This window comes from Rhodococcus sp. 14-2483-1-1, assembly GCF_002259335.1.
GTDB lineage: Bacteria > Actinomycetota > Actinomycetes > Mycobacteriales > Mycobacteriaceae > Rhodococcoides.
The window spans coordinates 117,881-139,454 of sequence record NZ_NPFX01000023.1; the positions used below are offsets into that span (position 1 = coordinate 117,881).

At 65.2% G+C, this 21,574-nt stretch carries 17 protein-coding genes; 6 read left to right on the plus strand and 11 right to left on the minus strand.

The annotated features are described in order from the left end of the window. Positions 1 to 117: 117 nt before the first annotated feature. The 4 genes from infB to rimP all read right to left on the minus strand — a co-directional run bounded on the left by infB (position 118) and on the right by rimP (position 5,109). Positions 118 to 3,003 carry a translation initiation factor IF-2 gene (gene infB / locus CH294_RS23850; protein ID WP_094739228.1) on the minus strand — a complete coding sequence of 962 codons (2,886 nt, stop codon included), beginning with the start codon at positions 3,001 to 3,003 and terminating at the stop codon, positions 118 to 120. A gap of 97 nt (positions 3,004 to 3,100) precedes the next feature. Beyond that, positions 3,101 to 3,433, minus strand: coding sequence for a YlxR family protein (locus CH294_RS23855; RefSeq protein ID WP_170944833.1), 333 nt, complete (start codon positions 3,431 to 3,433; stop codon positions 3,101 to 3,103). A 96-nt stretch (positions 3,434 to 3,529) separates the two neighbouring features. Continuing rightward, complete coding sequence (gene nusA / locus CH294_RS23860; RefSeq protein WP_032377079.1) at positions 3,530 to 4,537, minus strand: transcription termination factor NusA; 1,008 nt, start codon at positions 4,535 to 4,537, stop codon at positions 3,530 to 3,532. Next, positions 4,534 to 5,109 (minus strand): ribosome maturation factor RimP, encoded by a 576-nt coding sequence (rimP, locus tag CH294_RS23865; protein ID WP_032378206.1) that lies wholly within the window; start codon positions 5,107 to 5,109, stop codon positions 4,534 to 4,536. Before rimP ends, nusA begins: the two co-directional genes overlap by 4 nt. 128 nt (positions 5,110 to 5,237) lie before the next feature. On the opposite strand from rimP, the gene CH294_RS23870 reads away from it, so the two are divergent. Beyond that, on the plus strand, positions 5,238 to 5,780 hold the full coding sequence (locus tag CH294_RS23870) for a hypothetical protein (protein ID WP_249305469.1): 543 nt from the start codon (positions 5,238 to 5,240) through the stop codon (positions 5,778 to 5,780). Then, complete coding sequence (locus tag CH294_RS23875; RefSeq protein WP_032403217.1) at positions 5,777 to 6,217, plus strand: ferritin-like domain-containing protein; 441 nt, start codon at positions 5,777 to 5,779, stop codon at positions 6,215 to 6,217. Before CH294_RS23870 ends, CH294_RS23875 begins: the two co-directional genes overlap by 4 nt. Here CH294_RS23875 and CH294_RS23880 read toward each other — a convergent pair. Then, complete coding sequence (locus tag CH294_RS23880) at positions 6,180 to 7,634, minus strand: MFS transporter (protein WP_249305471.1); 1,455 nt, start codon at positions 7,632 to 7,634, stop codon at positions 6,180 to 6,182. The two genes, CH294_RS23875 and CH294_RS23880, sit on opposite strands and share 38 nt — an antisense overlap. Positions 7,635 to 7,716: 82 nt before the next feature. On the opposite strand from CH294_RS23880, the gene CH294_RS23885 reads away from it, so the two are divergent. After that, on the plus strand, positions 7,717 to 8,331 hold the full coding sequence (locus tag CH294_RS23885; protein ID WP_032403216.1) for a TetR/AcrR family transcriptional regulator: 615 nt from the start codon (positions 7,717 to 7,719) through the stop codon (positions 8,329 to 8,331). Between the two features lie 3 nt (positions 8,332 to 8,334). Here CH294_RS23885 and CH294_RS23890 read toward each other — a convergent pair whose 3' ends face one another. Beyond that, entirely contained in the window at positions 8,335 to 10,059 is a 1,725-nt protein-coding gene (locus tag CH294_RS23890) for an acyl-CoA dehydrogenase family protein (protein WP_094739229.1), read from the minus strand. Positions 10,060 to 10,135: 76 nt separating this feature from the next. Further along, the gene (locus CH294_RS23895; protein WP_094705017.1) at positions 10,136 to 11,887 is read right to left on the minus strand and encodes a proline--tRNA ligase; all 1,752 of its coding nucleotides are present in this window, start codon (positions 11,885 to 11,887) and stop codon (positions 10,136 to 10,138) included. Positions 11,888 to 11,957: 70 nt separating this feature from the next. Here CH294_RS23895 and yaaA point away from each other — a divergent pair, with 70 nt between their 5' ends. The 3 genes from yaaA to mgtE are packed head-to-tail and all read left to right on the plus strand — an operon-like array spanning position 11,958 to position 15,296. Continuing rightward, on the plus strand, positions 11,958 to 12,701 hold the full coding sequence (yaaA, locus tag CH294_RS23900; protein WP_094739230.1) for a peroxide stress protein YaaA: 744 nt from the start codon (positions 11,958 to 11,960) through the stop codon (positions 12,699 to 12,701). Further along, on the plus strand, positions 12,698 to 13,909 hold the full coding sequence (locus CH294_RS23905) for a DUF2786 domain-containing protein (protein WP_032403212.1): 1,212 nt from the start codon (positions 12,698 to 12,700) through the stop codon (positions 13,907 to 13,909). Before yaaA ends, CH294_RS23905 begins: the two co-directional genes overlap by 4 nt. Positions 13,910 to 13,949: 40 nt before the next feature. Continuing rightward, positions 13,950 to 15,296, plus strand: a complete 1,347-nt coding sequence (gene mgtE / locus CH294_RS23910) for a magnesium transporter (protein ID WP_094739231.1) — start codon at positions 13,950 to 13,952, stop codon at positions 15,294 to 15,296. 13 nt (positions 15,297 to 15,309) lie between these two features. On the opposite strand, the gene CH294_RS23915 is transcribed toward mgtE, so the two are convergent. The 4 genes from CH294_RS23915 to CH294_RS23930 form a co-directional block, all read right to left on the minus strand. Then, positions 15,310 to 16,797 (minus strand): MFS transporter, encoded by a 1,488-nt coding sequence (locus tag CH294_RS23915; protein WP_032403211.1) that lies wholly within the window; start codon positions 16,795 to 16,797, stop codon positions 15,310 to 15,312. Between the two features lie 7 nt (positions 16,798 to 16,804). Then, positions 16,805 to 18,085, minus strand: coding sequence for a uroporphyrinogen-III C-methyltransferase (cobA, locus tag CH294_RS23920; RefSeq protein ID WP_052077627.1), 1,281 nt, complete (start codon positions 18,083 to 18,085; stop codon positions 16,805 to 16,807). Then, positions 18,052 to 19,764 (minus strand): ATP-binding cassette domain-containing protein, encoded by a 1,713-nt coding sequence (locus tag CH294_RS23925; protein ID WP_094739232.1) that lies wholly within the window; start codon positions 19,762 to 19,764, stop codon positions 18,052 to 18,054. Before CH294_RS23925 ends, cobA begins: the two co-directional genes overlap by 34 nt. Before the next feature lie 88 nt (positions 19,765 to 19,852). Further along, complete coding sequence (locus CH294_RS23930; protein ID WP_032403209.1) at positions 19,853 to 21,520, minus strand: alkaline phosphatase D family protein; 1,668 nt, start codon at positions 21,518 to 21,520, stop codon at positions 19,853 to 19,855. Positions 21,521 to 21,574 lie beyond the last annotated feature (54 nt).

The following is a 21,574-nucleotide window of genomic DNA, read 5'->3' on the forward strand; positions in this document are numbered from 1 at the left end:
TGGCGGTACAACTGTCGTACCACCACCGGCTCGAAAGTCGGAGCGCAGTGTCACTCCCCTGGCTTCACCACCGAGCCGACGCGACCGGATGCGGAGCCGAACGGCTCCGCATCCGTTCTAGTCGCGCGGCTTTTCACGGAGTTCGTACGCCTCGATGACATCGCCCACCTTGATGTCGGAGTACGTCACCGTCAAACCACACTCGTATCCCTCACGGACCTCCGTCGCGTCGTCCTTCTCGCGGCGGAGCGAGGAGATCGTGACGGTTTCCGCAACAACGGCACTGTCTCGGATGAGTCGTGCCTTCGCGTTGCGACGGATCGTACCGGAGGTGACGAGGCAACCGGCGATGTTTCCGACCTTGGAGGAACGGAACAGCGCGCGGATCTCGGCCTGCCCGAGGGCAACCTCCTCGTACACCGGCTTGAGCATGCCCTTGAGGGCCTTCTCGATCTCGTCGATCGCCTGGTAGATCACCGAGTAGTACCGGATGTCGACGCCTTCGCGGTTGGCCAGCTCGGTGGCTTTGCCCTCCGCTCGAACGTTGAAGCCGATGATGATCGCGTTGGATGCCGACGCCAGGTTGACGTTGGTCTCCGTGACGCCACCTACACCGCGGTCGATGACCCGAAGTTCGACCTCGTCGTCGATCTGGATCCCGAGCAGCGCCTCTTCGAGAGCCTCGACGGTTCCCGAGTTGTCACCCTTGAGGATCAAGTTGAGCTGCGAAGTCTCCTTCAGAGCTGCATCGAGATCGTCGAGGCTGATGCGCTTACGGCTCTTGGCTGCGAGCGCGTTCCGCTTGCGTGCATTCCGACGATCGGCGATCTGACGGGCGATCCGGTCCTCGTCGACGACCAGAAGGTTGTCACCTGCACCGGGCACCGACGTGAAGCCGATGACCTGAACGGGCCGGGACGGCAACGCCTCGGTGACGTCCTCGCCGTGCTCGTCGACCATTCGGCGGACGCGTCCGTACGCGTCACCGGCAACGATCGAGTCACCGACACGGAGCGTTCCGCGGGCGATGAGCACGGTCGCGACCGGCCCACGACCACGGTCGAGGTGGGCCTCGATGGCAACACCCTGAGCGTCCATGTCCGGGTTGGCGCGTAGATCGAGCGACGCGTCGGCCGTCAGCAGCACCGCTTCGAGAAGGGCATCGATGTTGGTGCCCTGCTTGGCGGAGATGTCGACGAACATGGTCTCGCCGCCGTATTCCTCGGCGACCAGACCGTATTCGGTCAGCTGCTGCCGGATCTTGTCCGGGTTCGCGCCTTCCTTGTCGATCTTGTTGACCGCAACCACGATCGGCACATCGGCCGCCTGGGCGTGGTTGATGGCTTCCACCGTCTGCGGCATGACGCCGTCGTCGGCTGCAACCACCAGGATCGCGAGGTCGGTGGCCTTGGCACCACGGGCACGCATGGCCGTGAAGGCCTCGTGACCGGGGGTGTCGATGAACGTCACGAGACGTTCGTTGCCCTCGAGCTCGGTCAACACCTGGTAGGCACCGATGTGCTGCGTGATGCCGCCTGCTTCGCCTTCGCGCACCGTGGTGTTACGAATCGAGTCCAGCAGTCGAGTCTTGCCGTGGTCGACGTGGCCCATGACGGTGACCACCGGGGGACGCTGTTCGAGATCGTCCTCGCCGCCGGCGTCCTCGCCGTAGGTGAGGTCGAACGAGTCGAGCAGTTCACGATCTTCGTCCTCGGGGCTGACGACCTGAACGACGTAGTTCATCTCGCCGCCGAGCAGCTCCAGCGTCTCGTCGTTGACCGACTGCGTCGCAGTGACCATCTCGCCGAGGTTGAACAGGGCCTGCACCAGTGCGGCCGGGTTCGCGTCGATCTTGTCCGCGAAGTCCGACAGCGAAGCGCCGCGGGCGAGACGAATGGTCTCGCCGTTGCCGCGGGGCAGCCTGACGCCGCCGACTGCGGGAGCCTGCATGCTCTCGTACTCGGCGCGTTTCGCCCGCTTCGACTTGCGGCCACGACGGACCGCTCCGCCGGGACGACCGAAGGCACCTGCTGCTGCGCCACGCTGACCGGGACGGCCACCGCCGCCGGGACGGCCACGGAAGCCGCCTGCGGGAGCGCCGCCTGCGGGGGCACCACCGGGAGCGCCCGGAGCGCCACCGCCGCGGTAGCCACCGCCGCCGCCACCACCCGGACGTCCGCCCGGTGCGCCACCGGGGCGACCGGGGCGTCCTGCTGCGGGTCCCGGACGAGCCGAACGGGTCGGCATCGCACCCGGATTGGGGCGAGGGGGCATCGAGCCCGGGCTCGGACGAGGTCCGGCATGGCCCGGAGCGGGACGAGGCCCACCCTGACCGGGAGCCGGACGGCTGCCGGCCGACGGTGTGGCGGGACGAGGCCCACCCTGTCCGGGAGCGGGACGTCCGCCGCCGGGACGCGGGGCTCCGGGAGCCGGCCGAGGAGCCGGTCGTTCCACGGGGGCCGAGGAGTAGGGGTTGTTGCCGACACGCGGAGCCTTGGGGCCTGGCTTGGGGCCGGGACCTGCGGGCTTGGGTGCTGCCGGGGCCTGGGTTGCGTCGGCGGTGTCGGCCGACGCGGCCGGAGCCTGCTCGACCGGAGCAGCGGGCTGCGCGGCGGGCGCGGCCGGTGCCGGAGCAGCGGGTGCAGCCGGAGCTGCTTCGACGGGTGCCTGTGCTACCGGAGCTGCGGGTGCTTCCGGCTCTGCCTGGCGGGGTGCAGGCTTGGGGCCCGGACGGGGTCCACCAGGCTTCGCTGCGCCCGGCTTCGCGGTGCTGCTGGCGGCGCGATCGGCCGCTGCGCGACCGTTGGGTGCTGCTGCGGCGGGTGCCGACGCGTCCGCGTTCTCGGACGGGAAGGACTCACGAAGTCGACGGGCCACCGGGGCCTCGACTGTGGATGATGCGGACTTGACGAACTCGCCCTGCTCTTTGAGCCGTGCGAGTAGTTCCTTACTGGTGACACCGAGTTCTTTTGCCAACTCGTGCACGCGGGCCTTGCCTGCCACTGCTCTCCTCACTGAGAGGCCGAGCGAGGCTTGGTGCCCGCACGACCTCGGGTTATCTCCGATGGACGTTCATCGTTGGTGCTTCACGGTGTGCTCATCAGTGCTGTTGCCTGTTCTTGTCGACGGGTGTTGCTCTTGTCGTATCCTCGGCCGGTAGTGGGCCGTGCTCTTCGAGCACGGCTGTCACTGCGGACGATTCCACATTTCCCGATATCCGAAACGCACGACCGAAAACTCGGCGTCGCTCCGCATTGTGCAGGCATTCTCGGCTGTAGTGCAACCACGCACCACGGCCGGACATCGAATGCCGGATGTCGGGGACGAGAGCGAATTCGTGCGAACCAGCTTCTCGAACCACGATCCTCAACAGATCGGCGGCCGGAACTCGCTCCCTGCACCCGACGCATGTACGAATCGGCCGGGCTTTCACAACCGGATACTCGCGTTCATGCTTCTGGGAAGAGACTTCGTTACCGAACCATCGACCACTCTACCGCTGTATTGCCTCGAACTCCGCATTCCGGCCCTATGCGCTGGTCGTCTCGGGTGCCGCCGCATCGCTGCGGATATCGATACGCCAACCGGTCAGTCGAGCAGCCAGTCGAGCGTTCTGTCCTTCCTTGCCGATCGCAAGAGAGAGCTGGTACTCCGGAACCACCACACGAGCCGCGCGAGCAGCAGCATCCACGACCGTCACAGAGACAACCTTGGACGGTGAGAGCGCATTCCCGACGAACGTGGCCGGGTCCTCGTCGAAATCGATGATGTCGATCTTCTCGCCCGCCAGTTCACTCATCACGTTCCGCACCCGCTGCCCCATCGGTCCGATACAGGCACCTTTGGCATTGAGGCCCGACACCGTGGAGGCGACAGCGATCTTCGACCGATGACCCGACTCGCGTGCGACCGCCACGATGTCCACGGAACCGTCGGCGATCTCGGGTACCTCGAGGGCGAACAATTTGCGCACCAGATTCGGATGGGTGCGTGAGAGTGTGATCTGCGGACCCCGGTTGCCCCGAGCGACTCCGACGACGTAGCACTTGATGCGTTCGCCGTGTTCGTACGTTTCACCGGGAACCTGCTCGGCGGGAGGCAGGAGTCCGTCGGCCCCGTTGGCGTCGCTGCCGATGCGCACGATGACGGTGCCCTTGGCGTTGGCGCGCGTGTCGCGCTGGATGACGCCGTTGACGATCTCACCCTCGTGAGTGGAGTACTCACCGAACGACCGCTCGTGCTCGGCGTCGCGCAGGCGCTGCAGAATGACCTGGCGCGCGGTGGTGGCTGCGATACGCCCGAAGCCCTCCGGGGTGTCGTCCCACTCGGAGATCACGTTGCCGTCGGCGTCGATTTCCTTGGCCATCACGCGAACGGATCCGGTCTTGCGATCGACATCGATCCACGCGTTGGACTGGTGCCCCTCGGTGTGCCGGTAGGCGGTCAACAACGCGGTCTGGATAGTCGAGATCACCATCTCGATCGGAATTCCCTTGTCCGCCTCGATCGCCCGCAGTGCGGCAATGTCGATATTCACTTGTTCGACCCTTCTTCCGGTGCTTCCACATCCACGATTTCGTCGGTGTTCGCAGGCGAGGGCCTGCTGCCGACCACGCCACCCGCCAAGTCCATCTCCTCGGCGGTGGGCCTTGAAAATTCCACCTGTACAACAGCTTTCACGACGTCTGTCAGCACTATCGACCGCGTGGACAGCACGCCCTTCTCCTTGGTCACCACGGTGACCGAATCTCCGTCGAGTAGACCGACCCGACCGTCCAGCTTGCTCTCGGCCAACTCGATGCGCACCTTGCGTCCGCGGGCCCGACGCCAATGCCGCGGCTCGGTCAGGGGCCGGTCGATTCCGGGAGTGGTGACTTCGAGCGTGTACGGCGCTTCACCGAAATCCGTCACCGCATCGAAGGCGTCGGAGATCTCTCGGCTCAGCTCAGGGAGCGCGTCCAGGTCGATGCCCTCTTCTCGATCGACCATGATGCGCACCGCGCTGTGCTTGCCTGCTGCGACGACGTTCACGTCTTCGAGGTCGTAGCCCCGTTCTCGAACGAGGTCGGCGAGTAGTTCGACAACCCTCTCCTTGGACGGAACAGGCATGTCGCGAACTCCTCGTGTGTAGTTGTGGGCGGTCCGACGAGCGGCAGCCGGACTGCGTTTGCCGAACCAACAGAGTACCGCCCCGCAGACACTGCTCGTGACCACGCACGCCGTCACGACACGCGGGCATGGCACGTGCAGGCGCTGCGGTCTGGCACGATGTCGGGGTGCCCACGCCGATCGCCCCCTTTGCGCTCAGTCGCCGCGGGTTGTTCCGACTCGCCGGTGCCGCAGCCCTGTCTGCGGCCACCGTCTCCACCGTTGCGGCTTGCGCCCAGGACGAGATCTCCGGCCCCGCGCTCGATTCTCTGACCGCACAGCTGCGTGCTGCCCGTAGCGACGCAACGGATGCCACAGCGGCAGCGACCGCGATTCCCGACTACGCAGCTGCGCTCGGAGTCGTTGCGGCTCAGCGGACAGAGCACGCCGATGCGCTCGACACCGAGATCGCCCGCGCCACCGGTGCAACGACCGACACCTCCACGTCAGCCAGCACGACCACCGTCGCTCCCCCGGCTCCGCCACCGGACATCGCGGCGGTGCGGGAGATGTTGACCACGTCCGCTCGCAATGCAGCGGACGCGGCTCGAAACGAAAGCGGTTATCGGGCCGGTCTTCTCGGTTCGATCAGTGCGTCGTGCACAGTGTCGGCTCTGGTGGTGCTGGCATGAGCGATCTCGGTCCGGAACAGCAAGGTCTGGTCGACGCCCTCGAAGCCGAGTACGCGGCGGTATTCGCCTACGGCGTCGTCGCGGCGTTCTCCAACCCCACGCGCGCCGACCTGGTCGCAACGAACACTGCTGCCCATCGTGCACGCAGAGACGCAACCATCGACGCGCTCCAGGCAGCCAGTGTCGCCGTCCCCCTCCCCGATCCTGCATACGCATCACCGTTTCCGGTAACCGACGCGATCTCGGCCACTCGGTTGGCTGCCCAGGCCGAGATCGACACGTGTGTGGCGTGGCGTTCGCTGATCGAACGCAGCCAGTCCGGCGGTACGCGCGAGATGGGAGTCCAGGCGTTGACCGACGCCGCGGTTCGGCTCGCGACGTGGCAACAGATCCTGGGAGTCACACCGTCGTCGACGGCATTTCCCGGTCGACCGTGACGGCCTCCGCCCCAGCGGCGGAACGACCCGGCATGAACAGTGCCGCGACCAGTCCGATCCCGACTGCTCCTGCGCCGACGAGTAGGGCCGGTGCCAGAGCGTCGGTGTAGCCGGTGGGCGTCAACGATCCGCCGTTACCGATGAACACGGCGGTCAGCACCGCGATCCCCAGCGCGATACCCACTTCGCGCATCGTGGAGTTCGCGCTGCTCGCCGTGGCGTGATCGTCGACCTTCATGTCTCGCAACACTGCCGTCGCGGACGGCGCGAACGTCAGGCCCATGCCCACGCCGGCCATGAGCAGCGCCGGGACCATGGACAGGTACTCGGTGTCGGGCCCGAGGATCAGAGCCATCCACACCAGCGACACCGACTGCAGCGCCAAGCCGCTGACCAGCAATCCACGGAGCCCGACGCGCTCCGCCAACAGGCCCGCAATCGGCGCGACCACCATCGGCGCTGCGGTCCAGGGCAGCGTACGCAGGCCTGCCTGGAACGGTGTGTAGTGCATGACTATCTGCAGGTACTGCGCAAGAAGGAACACAGCTCCGAACATGCCGAGCGAGAACGTGATTCCGATGACGTTGGCGAGGGTGAAACTGCGTGATCGGAACAGCGCCAACGGCAGTACGGAATACCGGGTGCGAGACGCTCGCGCGACGAACGCGACGAGCAACACCGCAGACCCGATGGCACTGCTGAGCACTGTGGTCGACGCCCATCCGTCGTCGTTGCCGTGAACCACCGCCCACACCAACAGGAAGACGCCACCGCCGGCAAGCAGCACACCGAGCAGATCGAGCGGCTGGGTCCGTCCCGTCGATTCTTTCAGCGCTGTGTAGGCGAGCGGTACTGCAACCAGTGCCACTGGAACGTTGATCCAGAAGATCGCCTGCCAGGAGATGCCGTCGACGACGGCTCCACCGACGACCGGCCCCAGGGCCACACCGAGGCCGGAGACTCCGCCCCAGATCCCGATTGCCATGGCGCGCTTGCCCATCGGTACCACCGCGGCCAGCAGGGTCAACGACAACGGCATGATCGCGGCAGCACCTACGCCCTGCACAGCCCGCGCCGCGATGAGCATGGCCGGGCTCGTGGCGAGTGCACTGGCCACCGAGGCGACGGTGAAGATCGCGATGCCACCGAGGAACACCGCCCGTCTGCCCCACCTGTCACCGAGCGTCGCCGCGGTGAGCATGAACGTGGCGAAGCTCAGGGTGTAGGCGTTGAGGAACCACTGCAGCTGGCCGACCGACGCGTTCAGATCCTGCTGAATGACCGGCAGCGCGCTGGTCATCACCAGATTGTCGAGTGTTGCCATGAACATCGGTAGGGAAGCCGCGAGGATTCCGAGCCACACCGGAATCGACCGAGCGACAGGATGATGTGCAGGCGGAGAGGCTGTAGCGGTCACGGCGAACGTCCCGTCTCGAGTTTGTAAGCATCGAATGATTACTTACGAACGACCGTAAGTTATCGACTGATAACCTGTCAACATGTCCGACACTCCCACGCCCAAGCCCAGAGCAACCCGGATGGACGCGGCCGACCGTCGAGAACTCGTCCTCGACGCCGCAACACGTGCGTTCGCACGCGGGGGCTTTGCCGGAACGAGTACCGATGCAGTGGCGAAGGAAGCGGGCGTGTCGCAGCCGTACGTGGTCCGGATGTTCGGAACCAAAGTCGAATTGTTTCGGCTGGTCTTCCAACGCTCCATCGACGGCATCATGACGGCATTCGACGCGGTGCTGGCCTCGGGGCCCCTGGACCCAGCCGACGACGAGACCTGGGCCGACCTCGGCGGTGCCTACGCCGATCTGGTGGCCGATCGCGACCTGCTGATGGTCATGATGCACGGGTTCGGCGCAGGGTCGGTACCCGAGATCGGCCGTCAGGCACGAGAAGGAATGGGCGCGATCTACAGCCAGATCCGCAACGGGACCGGGTGTTCGGAAGATCAGGCTCGGCAATTCATCGCGCACGGAATGCTGCTCAATGTCTTGATATCGATGCAGGCACCGGAGCATCCGGAGGACAGCGCTGGACTGCACGAGATGACGATGTGCGCGTTCGGAACCAAGCTCGTTCCAGCCGATCCCGGACTGCTCTGAAGGCTAGGGACGCATCTCGTACCGACCGTCGTACGAGACGACCTCGTTCCACACCGTCTCGAAACGGTGGCCGTCGACCACCGGTTTACGAATCGAATCCAGAGCCCACTGTTGTTGCGCAGCGGTCGACGACGGCTTCCCGTACAGCGCGACGGCATAGCCGGAGAAGTCCCTGATCTGGAAATCGAAGATCTGGTCCATCATCTCGTTCGAGATCTCGTCGGCCTGCTCGAGCAGGAGGTGGCCGTAGACGACGAGCGAGAACAGGTGGCCCACCACGAGTAGAAAATCGAGGTCCTTCTGCTGCGCTTCGTCGGGCGCGCACTCGGCGAGAAACGACCTGAACGCCTGCGCCTGCTCGTAGAACCGTCCGACATTGGGGATACCGGAGTGCTTCTGGTACACCGGATTCCAGTCGTGGAACCGCACCGAGCTCGCGCCTCTGGCCGGGCCTTGAGCGAAGAAGAAACTGTCGTCGACCGGCTCGGTTCGGGTGCCGACGTCGGGGTAGTCGGTGGGCGAGAACATGTACGCCGGCATGAACTTGAGCATCAGCGCAACGTTGACGTGCACGGTGCCCTCGAGCTTGGGAAGCGTTCCGATCAGCTGGGCGGCCTCACGGAAGTAGGTGTTCTTCTCGTACCCCTTGGCTGCGATGACGTCGTGCAACAGCCGAACGACGGTTTCGCCCTCCGAGGTGACCTTCGCCTTCGTCATCGGATTGAACAGCAGGTAGCGCCGGTCCTCGGGTCCGGCAGCGCGGAAGTAGTCCACCGCGCGGGCGCTGAAGAGTTTCATCGCGATCAGACGCGAGTAACCGTCGACGAATGCGCTGCGCACGTGCGGAAAATCGGTGACGCGATTTCCGTAGAGAATTCTGTTGTTCGCATGTGTGATCGCCTCGTAGAACGCATGCTCGCAGATACCGACCGAACCGGTGCAGAGATTGAACTTGCCGACGTTCACCGTGTTGAGTGCAGCCGAGAAGGCATCGGCACCGGTATGCAGAATGTCCTGCCCACGGACGGGGTAGCTCTCCAGCGAGAACGTACTGACGTACATCTGGCCGTGCACGACACTCTCGCGCAACTGATACGCGGGATGCGCGCTGTCGGCTACGAAGAACACGTACGAATCCGGTCCCTCGATATCGGTACGCCGACCGAACACCGACACCATCCCGGCCACGTTGCCGTTTCCGATGTAGTACTTCTCCCCCGACGCGGTGAACTCGAGGTCGGCGTCGTCGGCCGAGGGCGTCAACAGCATGTCGGTGGAATACACGTCGGCACCGTGTGCCCGCTCGGACAAGCCGAAGGCCATGACTCCGCCGCGGTCCAACTCGACTGCGGCACGGCGCTTGGCGTCGTCGTTCGCACTCATCCAGATCGGCCCGAGCCCGAGGACGGTGACCTGCCAGGTGTACCAGTACGCAAGACCGTAGAACCCGAGAATCTCGCTGAGCGCAGCGTTGCGCGCGGCGTCCCATCGTGTGTTCGGCAATCCGTCGGCGTACGCGGCGGGTGTGGAGAACGTCGCGAACAACTTCTGCTCGGCGACGAATTCCAGAAAGTCTGCGGGCCAGACGCTGTCGAGATCGTCCGCCAGCAGCCTGCCTTTACCGCGGCTCTCGAACCACTCGATCAGTGCGCGCAGCTGTCGGCGAGAGTCTTCGTCGAGCTCGGCCGGGTCGAAAGTCGTCGGATCGAACAGCGCATACTGAGCCACGGTGTGACCTCTCCTAGTCGTTGCCCCGAAGCTACCAGCGGGTAAACGACCGCGCAGAAAGATCGCGAGAGAAGTCCTACGGGGTGTGCCGCACGGCCTTCACGATCTCCTCGACCGCCGAATCGATGTCCAGTTCGCGACTCTCACCGGAGAAGCGGTCGCGGATCTCGACCTTGCCGTCGGCCCAGCCGCGGCCGAGAACGACCACGAGCGGAACGCCGATCAGTTCCGAGTCCTTGAACTTCACTCCCGGCGACGCCTTGCGATCGTCGAACAGTACCTCTATTCCCTGCGTATCCAGTTGCGTTGCAATGGATTCCGCACCGGCGCGCGCAGCGTCGTCCTTGTTCGCGATCACCAGATGAACATCGGCAGGCGCTACCTCCGACGGCCACCGCAGGCCCTTGTCGTCGTGCATCTGCTCGGCGATCACAGCGACCAGACGCGAGACACCGACGCCGTAGGAACCCTGCACCAGGCGGACGGGCTTACCGGCCTCGCCGAGGACATCGACCGAGAACGCGTCGGTGTACTTGTAGCCGAGCTGGAAGATGTGTCCGATCTCGATCCCGCGGGCACTGACGAGCGGACCACGACCGTCGGGAGATATGTCACCGTCGCGTACCTCGGCCGCTTCGATGGTGCCGTCGGGAACGAAGTCACGACCGGCCACGAGGTTCACCACATGCTTGCCCTTGACATCCGCGCCGGTGATCCACGACGTCCCGTCGACGACCCTCGGATCAACGAGATAGCGAACACCGTTGGCCTGCAACGCGCGCGGTCCGATGTACCCCTTGATCAGGAACGGATTGGCCGCGAAGTCCGCGTCGGTCAGCAAGGCGAACTCGGCGGGTTCGAGCGATGCTTCGAGCCGCTTCTCGTCCACCTCGCGGTCGCCGGGCAGCCCGACGGCGAGCAACTCCCACTCCCCCTCGGCATTACGAACCTTGAGCAGAATGTTCTTGAGAGTGTCGGCCCCGGTGACGGTACGGCCCAGATCGGCACCGTTGGCCCACTCGACCAGAGTCGCGATGGTCGGGGTATCGCCCGTTTCGTAGTCGACTGCAGCCGGCTGCCCCTCGATGGGGAGCGGCTCGGGTGCCGGTGTCGTGACGGCCTCGACGTTGGCCGCGTAACCCGACTCGATACACCGGACGTACGTGTCTTCGCCGATGTCGCTCTCGGCGAGGAATTCCTCGGATGCACTGCCGCCCATGGCACCGGACGTCGCAGCGACGATGACGTAGGAGACGCCGAGCCTGGCGAAGATGCGCTGGTAGGCCTCACGGTGGGCGGCGTAGGACTTCTTCAGTCCGTCCTCGTCCATATCGAAGGAGTACGAGTCCTTCATGACGAATTCGCGTCCGCGCAGAATGCCTGCGCGGGGACGCTCCTCGTCGCGGTACTTGGTCTGGATCTGGTACAGCGTGACCGGAAGATCCTTGTAGGAGTTGTACTCGGCCTTCACCGTCAGCGCGAACAGCTCTTCGTGGGTGGGCCCCAGCAGCATGTCGTTGCCCTTGCGGTCCTGCAACCGGAACAGTGCGTCGCCGTACTCGGTCCACCGATTCGTGGTCTCGTAGGGCTCGCGCGGCAGCAGGGCGGGCAGCGAGATCTCCTGCGCACCGATGGCGTTCATCTCCTCGCGTACCACGCGCTCGACCTGGCGAAGGACCCGCAAACCGAGGGGAAGCCACGAGTAGACACCCGGCGCGATACGACGAACGTAGCCGGCGCGAACCAACAGCTTGTGGCTGTCGACCTCGGCGTCGGCCGGGTCGTCGCGAAGGGTACGGAGGAACAGCTGCGAAAGACGGGTGATCACGGGTTGTCAGACTAGTCGGTTGCGCAGCACCTGTGAGCAGGTGGCCGTGCAGTGAGTAGCCTTGACTACCGTGCTGATTCTCCTTCCTCCCTCCGAGACGAAGTCCGACGGCGGTTCCGGAGCACCCCTCGATCTGGACCGATTGGCGTTGCCGTCGTTGTTGCCCCTTCGCCGAAAGCTCGCCGATGCCCTGGTCGAGTTGTCCGGCGACGTCGACGCCTCCATCACGGCGCTCGGCCTCGGTCCCACCCAGGTCGACGAGATCGAACGCAACGCCCGATTGTGGACCTCCCCCACCACGCCCGCCCTGCAGCGGTACACCGGCGTGCTCTACGACGCCCTCGATGCGCCGTCGTTCACCAGGGCCGGTCGCGCCCGAGCACACACGAGACTGTGGATCGGATCGGCGCTGTTCGGAGCCGTCCGGGCGTCCGATCCGATTCCGTCGTACCGGCTCTCCGGCGGATCGACGATTCCCGACTTCGGCACACTGCGATCGCATTGGAAGCCGGAACTGTCCGACGCGATCCTCGCCGAGGACGAGGGCATCGTCGTCGACCTCCGCTCCGGCACCTATCAACAGCTCGGTCCCGTTCCCGGCGCGATCACCGCTACCGTGCTCACCGAGAAGCCCGACGGCAGCCGATCGGTGGTGAGCCACTTCAACAAGCATCACAAGGGACTGCTGGCACGTGCATTGACCCTGACCACCGCCGAACCGAAAGACGTGAAAGCCGTTGCGCGCGTCGCATCGAAAGCGGGTCTTCGAGTCGAAGTGGCGTCGACGACCGAGCTGATCGTGCTCACCGAATGAGCGATGTCCCCGGTCTGCTCCGCACGGGAGCCGACGCGTCCGTGGGCAAGACCAAGAGCCAACGCGTCGCCGACGACGTGGCCGATCGGCTGGTGTCGATGGACGCGACCGCACTCGGCTCTCTGGCACTGACGAACATGATCGAGACCCTGTACGAAAACGGTTGGCAGCCGTTGGATCTGGTGCACGTGGTGCGGCGTCAGCACACGATGGCCGTGACCACCCTCGCGGCGGCGGCACTACTCCATCAAGCCGATCTCACCGATGCGGATTCACGGGCCCCGCAGGACTGGGTGGATCAGATGTCGTCCATCTGCGAGCAGTTCCCGAAAGTTGCGACGAGGGTCGAGTCCACCCCCGACTTCCTGACCGCATACCTCACCTCCTCCGGCAAGTCCGACTACATCGCCGCCAGTGATCAGTGGCTCGACGTGCTGACCCTGCTCGGTCAATGGCAGACACTCCCCCGGTGGCCTCAGCTCGGCCCCAAGCCGTCCCAGTGGCCGCGCACTCGTCCCACGGTGTCGGGTGTCGCCGGCCCCGACTCACCGAACACCAAGATGCTGAGCAAGATTCGTGGCCTGTTGGCCAAAGCCGACGCCACGGACTTCGAGGAGGAAGCCGAGACGTTGACGGCCAAGGCGCAGGAGCTGATGACGCGCTACTCGATCGACACCATGCTGCTCTCCCAGGGACACATCGACATTCACGGCCGACGGGTACATGTCGACGGCCCCCATGCCCCAGCCAAGGCGCAACTGCTGCATGTCGTCGGAACTGCCAACCGCGTCAAGGCGATCTGGGACTCCGAGTTCGCCGTCGCAACCCTGGTGGGTGCCCCGGTGGACGTGGAACAGACCGAATTGCTGTTCACCTCCCTGCTGGTCCAGGCAACCCGCGCCCTCGGTCATTCGCCGGAAGCGAAGAAGCGCAAGAAAGCCGGCTCGGCTGCCTTCGGTAAGGCCTTCCTGTACGCATATGCGATCCGAGTCGGAGATCGCTTGACCGACGCCGATGCGCACGCACTCGAGGAGGCGCGCCACGACTCCGGTGATCTACTACCGATACTGGCGGCGCAAACGGTCGCAGTGGAGGCCGAGTTCGATCGATTGTTCCCGACGGCGAAGCCGATGCGCGGTCCGCGTCTGGACGCGGAGGGCTGGGACTCGGGCCAGGCGGCTGCGGATCGGGCCGACCTCTCGCGCTGAGGTGTGATGTCACTGCCGGTCCGCAAGGCAAAATGATTCTGTGCCCGACACTCTCGACGACATCATGACAAGAACCTCGGAATTGCTCTCCGAGCGCAACATGGCCGCGCTGTCGACGTTGATGGCAGGCGTGTCGACGACCGACGCGGTGCGGATACTCGAGCGAGTCGACTCCGCTCGCCGCGCGGTGCTCTTTCGCCTACTGCCCAAGGACGAGGCGGTGTCGGTGTTCGAGCGGTTCGACGCCACGGTGCGCAGCGAGTTGTTCGAGAGCCTGCGTAGCGACGACGTCATCGCGCTGTTCGAGGACCTCGACCCGGACGACCGAGTCGAACTGCTCGACGAACTTCCGTCCAATGTCGCGCACCGGATGATGAGCGGACTGTCCGCCGCGGAGCGAGCGCTGACGGCACCCATGTTGGGCTACGACCGTGGATCGGTCGGTCGGCGGATGAGCCCCGAATACGTACGCGTGCACTCCGATACCACGGTGGTCGAGGCACTCGATGCCGTTCGTCGTACCGGCGCGGATGCCGAATCGGTCTACCTCCTACCGATCACCGACCAGCACCGCACGCTGGTCGGTGTGGTGACTCTTGCCGACCTGGCGACCGCGGCACCGACGACCCCGGTGGGCGATCTGTACTCGGATCACCCGGTGGTCAAGGCGGACTCGTCCGCCGAGATCGCGTCCCGGCTGTGCTTCGAGCACCGGAGTCCCGCGGTGGTGGTCGTCGATTCCGAGGAACGGCTGATCGGCATTCTCACTCTCGAGCAGTCCGCGCGCATCCTCGAGGAGGCAGAGGACGAGGATGCCGCCCGGGCAGGCGGCTCGGAGCCACTACGGCGTCCCTACCTGTCCACGCCGGTGCTCGCCATCGTTCGCTCCCGTGTGGTGTGGCTACTGGTCCTGGCATTGTCGGCAATTCTCACAGTGCAGGTACTCGAGATCTTCGAGCATGCTCTTGCCGCCGTGGTCACTCTCGCCCTGTTCATCCCTCTGTTGACCGGGACCGGAGGCAACACGGGCTCGCAGGCAGCGACCACCGTCACCCGAGCCCTGGCACTGGGCGACGTCCGTCCGCGCGACATTGCCGCAGTGCTGTTTCGAGAGGTTCGGGTCGGCGCGACCATGGGTGCGATGCTCGGCACCCTCGGCTTCGCCATCACAAGACTCGTCTACGACTGGCACCTCGGGGTCGTCATCGGAACCACTCTGCTGTCGATCTGCACCATTGCGGCCACCGTCGGCGGTGCCATGCCGTTGGTTGCCAAGAAGATCGGCGTCGATCCGGCTGTGTTCTCGACGCCGTTCATCTCGACCTTCTGCGACGCAACGGGTCTGATCGTGTATTTCCTCATCGCCAAGGCTGTTCTCGGCGTGTGATCAGCCCTGCTCGTCAGCCTTTCTGGGCGTCTTCCTGAGCTGCCTGGGCCTGGGCGACCTGCTGCGGGGTGAATCGGATGAAGAGGGCCGCGAAGCCGGCTATCACGGCGCAGACGGCGCAGCAGAACAAAGCGAACATGTATCCCGAGCTCAGTGCATCGAGTTGGCTCTCGTTCATCAGTGTCGCGGGCCCGGAGATTCCGCCCAGCGAGATGGTGCGCGAGGTGACCAGCGCTCCGATGACGGCCAGGGCCAACGGGCCGCCGAGGGTTTGGGCAACCAGGGAAATCGCCGTCAACGGCCCGATCTCGGTGGGGCTCACCCCGGCGATGGCGCACAGCGGTAGCGGCACCACCGTCAGGCCGACACCGAAGCCGATGCCGATGACGGGAAAGAACAGTCCGGGGAAATACGACGAGTCCGCGTTCATCGTCGTGACCGACACCATGAGCCAGCCGACCATGATGACGGCACCGCTCAGAATCAACCAGCGGGGAGCGATTCGGGTCACCAGTTGCGAGGCCAGGAACGCCGCGGCACCGAGTCCGAAGGCGAACGGCACGAACGCCAGACCGGCATGAAGCGGGCTGTATCCCAGGATGTCCTGGACGAACAGGGCCACGTACGCGGCGAGGCAGAACATCACGCCGCCGGCGAAGAAGATGGCCACGAAGGTCGCGACCCGATCCCGGTTGCGGAACAGCGAAAACGGCAGCAGCGGATTGTCGGCACGACGCTCGACCAACAGGAACAGTCCGAGGAAGAGCAACCCCGCGATCAGCGAGACGATGACGATCGGGTTGGTCCAGCCCAGTTCGGTGCCCTCGCTCAAGGCCAGGACCACGCCGGTGCAACCCAGTGTGGCCAGAATCGCGCCGGGAACGTCGAGGGGCAATTTTGCGCCCACCGTCTCCTGCAGCGACACGACCGCAAGCACCACGATGACCACGCCGATCGGCACGTTGATCAGGAAGATCCAGCGCCAGGACACCTCGGTCAACGCGCCGCCGATGATGAGCCCGGCAATGGAGCCGACACCCGTCATGGCCGCGTAGATCGCAATGGCTTGATTGCGCACCGGGCCGGGCGCGAAGGTGGTAGCCACCAGCGCAAACGCCGTGGGCGACGCCACCGCGGCCCCGACCCCTTGCAGGGCCCTGGCAGCGACGAGCGTGGCTTCGTTGACCGCGAGACCGCACAACAGCGACGCGATCGTGAACAGCACCACGCCGGCCAGGAACATCTTCTTGCGACCGAATGCATCGCCGAGCCTGCCGCCGAGCAGCATCAGTCCGCCGAACGCCAGAGCGTACGACGTCAGCACCCAGTTGCGGCCGGCGTCGGACAGCCCGAGATCGGCCTGCAGGGGTGCCAGGGCCAGGTTGGCGACGGTGCCGTCGAGCACCACCATCAGCTGCAGGCCACTCAGGACGATGATCGCCATCCCGAACGCTCGGGTCGTCACCGGATATTTGATCTCGGTGGCGGAGGTCTGGGACATCGATGACTCAGGCACGAGCGTTCACGTTACCGGCGTTCACGGAGAAACCGGCAACGGTCCCGATAACGACGATGGCAGGAGGCCTGATCCCTGCTTCACGAACGGCCTCGGCAACGGTGCTCAGGTCCGCCCGAACTTCACGCTGCGTACGCATGGTGCCCTCCTGCACAACGATGACCGGGGTGTCGGACGGCCGTCCACCGGCGACGAGCACCTCGGCGAACTTCCCGATCCGCTCGACGGCCATCAGCAGCACGATCGTGCCCTTGAGCTTGGCGAGCGCGTCCCAGTCGACCAGCGAATCGGGGTGATCGGGTGCAACATGGCCGCTGACGACCACGAACTCGTGGGTGACGGCGCGATGCGTCACCGGGATGCCTGCGGACGAGGGCACCGAGATGGCACTGGTGATGCCGGGTACCACGGTCACCGGGATTCCCTCGGCAGCCAGCGCTTCGAGCTCCTCGTATCCTCTGCCGAACACATAGGGGTCGCCGCCCTTGAGCCGAACGACGAACTTGCCCGCTTTCGCACCGTCGATCAATGCCCGATTGATCGCTTCCTGCGCCATGGCACGGCCGTACGGAATCTTCGAGGCGTCGATGACCTCGACATGCGGACCCAGTTCGGCGAGCAGCTCGGGGGGAGCAAGGCGATCTGCCACCACGACGTCCGCGTAGGCAAGCAGTCTGCGGCCCCGGACAGTGATGAGATCCGGGTCGCCCGGGCCTCCACCGACCAGCGCGACGCCGGTCATCGGCGCGTGGGCCGAGTCGGCGACGACCCCGGACTGCAGGGCCTCGATCACCGCGTTACGCACCGCCGCGGACCGCCGATGCTCACCGCCCGCGAGCACACCGAGGGTCAGGCCGTCCCACTCGGCCGAGGCCGGAGTGACCGCCGTTCCGTCCTTGGCGATGTCGGCTCGGACGCAGAAGATCTTGGACGCGGTGGCCTCGGCGACGATGGCGACATTGGTGTCGGCCTCGTCCGTGCAGGCGATGGCGTACCAGGCGTCGGCGAGGTCACCCTCGCGGTAGTCGCGCAACTCGAGCGTCACCTGGCCCGCGGTCGCCATTGCCTCGACAGCAGGCGTGGCCTCGCGAGTGATCACGTGCACCACGGCGCCGGAGGAGATGAGCAGCGGCAATCGGCGCTGCGCGACGGTGCCGCCTCCGACCACGACGACGCGTCGACCGTCCAGATTCAGGCCGACCAGATAGGGAGAGTCAGTCGCGTTCACGGGAAGAAACGCTACCGCGCGCGCTGCACTCGCTTTTCGTCCCATACGGGCTCACCGGATTCGTAAGCCTGCCCGGTACTGCCGAACACCAGAAATCGGTCGAAACTGCGGGCGAACCAGCGGTCGTGAGTGACCGCGATCACCGTGCCTTCGAACGCCGCGATCGCGTCCTCCAGGGCATCGGCGGACATGAGGTCGAGGTTGTCGGTCGGCTCGTCCAACAGCAACAGCGTTGCGCCCGAGAGTTCGAGAAGCAGGATCTGCACGCGGGCCTGTTGACCGCCCGAGAGATTGTCGTAGGACTGCTCGGCAGCACGGGCCAGACCGTAGCGGTCCAACGCCCGGCCCGCGGCCTCCCGGCCCATGCCGTCACGGTGTTCGTTGCCCATGTGCAAGATGTCCAGCAACGTGTTGCCCGCAAGGTCCGGGCGAGTGTGGGTCTGCGCGAACAGTCCCGGACGCACTCGCGCACCGAGGACCGCCGTGCCGGTATGGGGCACCGGGTCGAGTGCCAGTTCCTGGACCGGCTCGTGCTCCTTCTCCGGATCGGTGCCACCGTTGGCGAGCAGCCGCAGAAAGTGCGATTTGCCGGAACCGTTGGACCCCAACACCGCAACGCGGTCTCCATACCAGATTTCGGTGTCGAAGGGCTTCATCAGACCGGTCAGTTCCAGAGCAGTGCACACCAGCGCTCGTTTGGCCGTCCGACCGCCTCGTAGTCGAACGGTGACGTGCTGCTTCAGCGGCACCGCCTCCGGGGGTCCGGCCTCCTCGAACTTGGCCAAACGGGTCTGGGACGCGTGGTATCGGGCGGCCACCCCGTCGTTGAACTTCGCCTTCTCACGCAGTCGCAACACCAGCGCACGAAGTTTGACCAGTTCCTCGTCCCACCGCCGCCGCAATTCGTCGAGCCGAGCATTCCGGTCCTCGCGGGCGGCGTGATAGGTCGCGAATCCCCCACCGTGCACCCAGGACGTAGCACCGCTCACTCCCGGTTCGAGGGTGACGATCCGATTCGCAGCGTTGGCGATCAGCTCACGATCGTGGCTGATGAACAGCACCGACTTGTCCGAGTCGCGAATGGTCGCCTCGAGCCAACGCTTGCCCGGCACGTCGAGGTAGTTGTCCGGCTCGTCGAGCAGCAACAGGTTGTCGGGCCCGGCGAAGAGTGCTTCGAGCACCAGGCGCTTCTGTTCACCACCACTGAGCGTCGATGCGGCACGCCACTTGGCCCGGTCGAACGGCATGCCAAGTGCGGCGGTGGTGACCTTGTCCCAGAACGGCTCGAGATCGTAACCGCCGACGTCACCCCAATCCGACAGTGCCTGGGCGTACTTCATCTGGGTCTTCTCGTCGTCGATCTCGATCATCGTGTTCTCGGCGTCGTCGATCTCGATCATCGTGTTCTCGGCGTCGTCGAGTGCCGCAGCCGCCACGCGGACGGCCGGCGACGCAACCGAGAGCAGCAGGTCGCGCACGGTCGAGTCGTCGCGCAACTGACCGACGAACTGTCGCATCACACCGAGCGAGCCGGAACTCGACACCGAACCCTCGTCGGCGATCTCGTCGCCGGCGATGATCCGCGTCAGCGTCGTCTTGCCGGTTCCGTTCGGGCCGATCAACGCCGTCTTGGCACCGTCGCCCACTCGAAATCCGACTCCGTTCAACAGCTGCCTGCCGTCGGGCAGGAAATACACGATGTCGTTGAGTTCGAGGTGGGCCACAACGAACCAGCCAACCTCATCGGCACCGCGATGGCCAATCGTTTACCACTGCGCCCGTCTCTATCTTCAGGCGAGGGCCAAGTCTTCTCTAGGCGAGGGCCAGGGTCGATGTCTCGGTCAAAACCTGCTCACCGGCATCGTCGACGTGAGCATGGCGCACCTGCAACCGCGCCGAATCACCGTGCAGGGTCAGCAACATGACGCCGTTGTCGAACCACGGTCCCGCCTCGGCTTCCCATTCGACTCCCGAGGGGCCCACGTGCGCAGCTCGAGCGAGTTTCGACAGGATCCGAGCTGCTGGACGTTTGATGGCCAGCTTGTTGACCGCGCGGATAGGGAGATCGAGCGGATTGCGGAACGGAGACATGGTCAGTTGATAGGTGGCAGGCACATCTCGCCCACCGACACCGAAGTTCGCGTTCGCCACGTAGGAGCAGTGCACGTCGCCGGACAGCCACATGATGGACGCAGGCTTGTTCTCACCGCGGGAGAGCTCACGCGTCAACGCCGCCATGTCGTTGAACGAATTGGTGAACGCCGCCCAGTGTTCGAGGTCGAGGCCGATCCGCATCTTCTCGGCCACCTTCGCCGGCATGGAACCCCAACTCCCCTGCGCCACAGCCTCGTTCCACTGTTCCAGGTAGTGCAGAGCGGGCAGCATGAGGTAGGGCAGCGAAGAACCGAACAGCAGGTGTCGCGGAGTGGCTTCGAGCGCGCGCTCGCGTACCCACGCCCACTCCTTCTCGTCCACCATCTCTCGGTTGTTCGGATCCAGATTTCGCGAGCACCGCGAATCGATCATGATCAGACGCGTGTCACCGAAATCGCGGTAGAAGCTCCAGCGCCCCGTCTCGGGATTGCGGTCGATCCGTAATGCAAAGTCGGCCAACAACTTCTCGCGATCCGCGTCACTAGCAGCGGACCGGACCGCGGCGTACATCTCGTCCTGCGCCAATTCCTTCGGCGACAGATTGCCCAGGTGCTGGTACACCCAGTACGACGAGTACGCGCCGATCACGCGATCGTTCCACCACGGCCGAGTTTCGATGTCCCGACGCCAGGACGCGGACGAATTCCAATCGTCCCGCAGATCGTGGTCGTCGAGGATCATGCACGACGGGATGCTCGCCATCAGTGTCCGTACCGGCTCCAGTCCCCACGACTCCCTATACAGCCACGAGTACTCCTCGAAGTCGCAGATCTCGTTCTCCGCGTCGGTTCCGACGGCACTCCGCGGGCCCTCGCCGGATCGACGCCGAGCCTGCAGCCGTTCGACGATCTCGGGCGACGGGTCGTCGGCGTAGACCTGATCACCGAGAAGCAGCAATGCCTGCGGCCACCGACTCGGATCCTCCTCGATCAAGGCGTTGCCCAGTCCGGCCAACGCGTCGGCTCCGATCTGCTTCAGAGATTCCTCGCTGTAGTTGTCACCTCGCCGGCACGATCCGAAGGCCAATGTGACGGGTCCCTGGGCGTCGACAGTGTGGATGGCCGCAGTATGGCCTTCACGCGGCCAGACCTTGCGCTCATCGACGAACACCTCGTAATAGACCGCGGAATTGGCGGGCAGGCCTTCGAGTGGAACCAGCGCGTAGTGGTGGCCGTGGACACCCCACGTGCGTTCCGCCGCGCGGACGCCGGCATCGGTGACGACCGTTACGGTCGACGCTTCGGCCATCTCGAACCACAGGGTCGCGGTCTCGGTGCCGACGTACCGGACGATCGGGCCGAGCAGGACAAGGCTGTCGGAAGTCATTGGATCCACATTGCCTGCGTCGGCCCGCTTTCGCCAGTCAGTGGCGCGGATCGG

Bases quoted from the DNA above. Each gene is read 5' to 3' on its own strand.
- CH294_RS23885 (WP_032403216.1), top strand. From the start codon at position 7,717: ATGTCCGACACTCCCACGCCCAAGCCCAGAGCAACCCGGATGGACGCG.
- cobA (WP_052077627.1), bottom strand. From the start codon at position 18,085: ATGGGACGAAAAGCGAGTGCAGCGCGCGCGGTAGCGTTTCTTCCCGTG.
- CH294_RS23870 (WP_249305469.1), top strand. From the start codon at position 5,238: ATGGCACGTGCAGGCGCTGCGGTCTGGCACGATGTCGGGGTGCCCACG.
- CH294_RS23875 (WP_032403217.1), top strand. From the start codon at position 5,777: ATGAGCGATCTCGGTCCGGAACAGCAAGGTCTGGTCGACGCCCTCGAA.
- CH294_RS23905 (WP_032403212.1), top strand. From the start codon at position 12,698: ATGAGCGATGTCCCCGGTCTGCTCCGCACGGGAGCCGACGCGTCCGTG.
- rimP (WP_032378206.1), bottom strand. From the start codon at position 5,109: ATGCCTGTTCCGTCCAAGGAGAGGGTTGTCGAACTACTCGCCGACCTC.
- CH294_RS23915 (WP_032403211.1), bottom strand. From the start codon at position 16,797: ATGTCCCAGACCTCCGCCACCGAGATCAAATATCCGGTGACGACCCGA.
- CH294_RS23930 (WP_032403209.1), bottom strand. From the start codon at position 21,520: ATGACTTCCGACAGCCTTGTCCTGCTCGGCCCGATCGTCCGGTACGTC.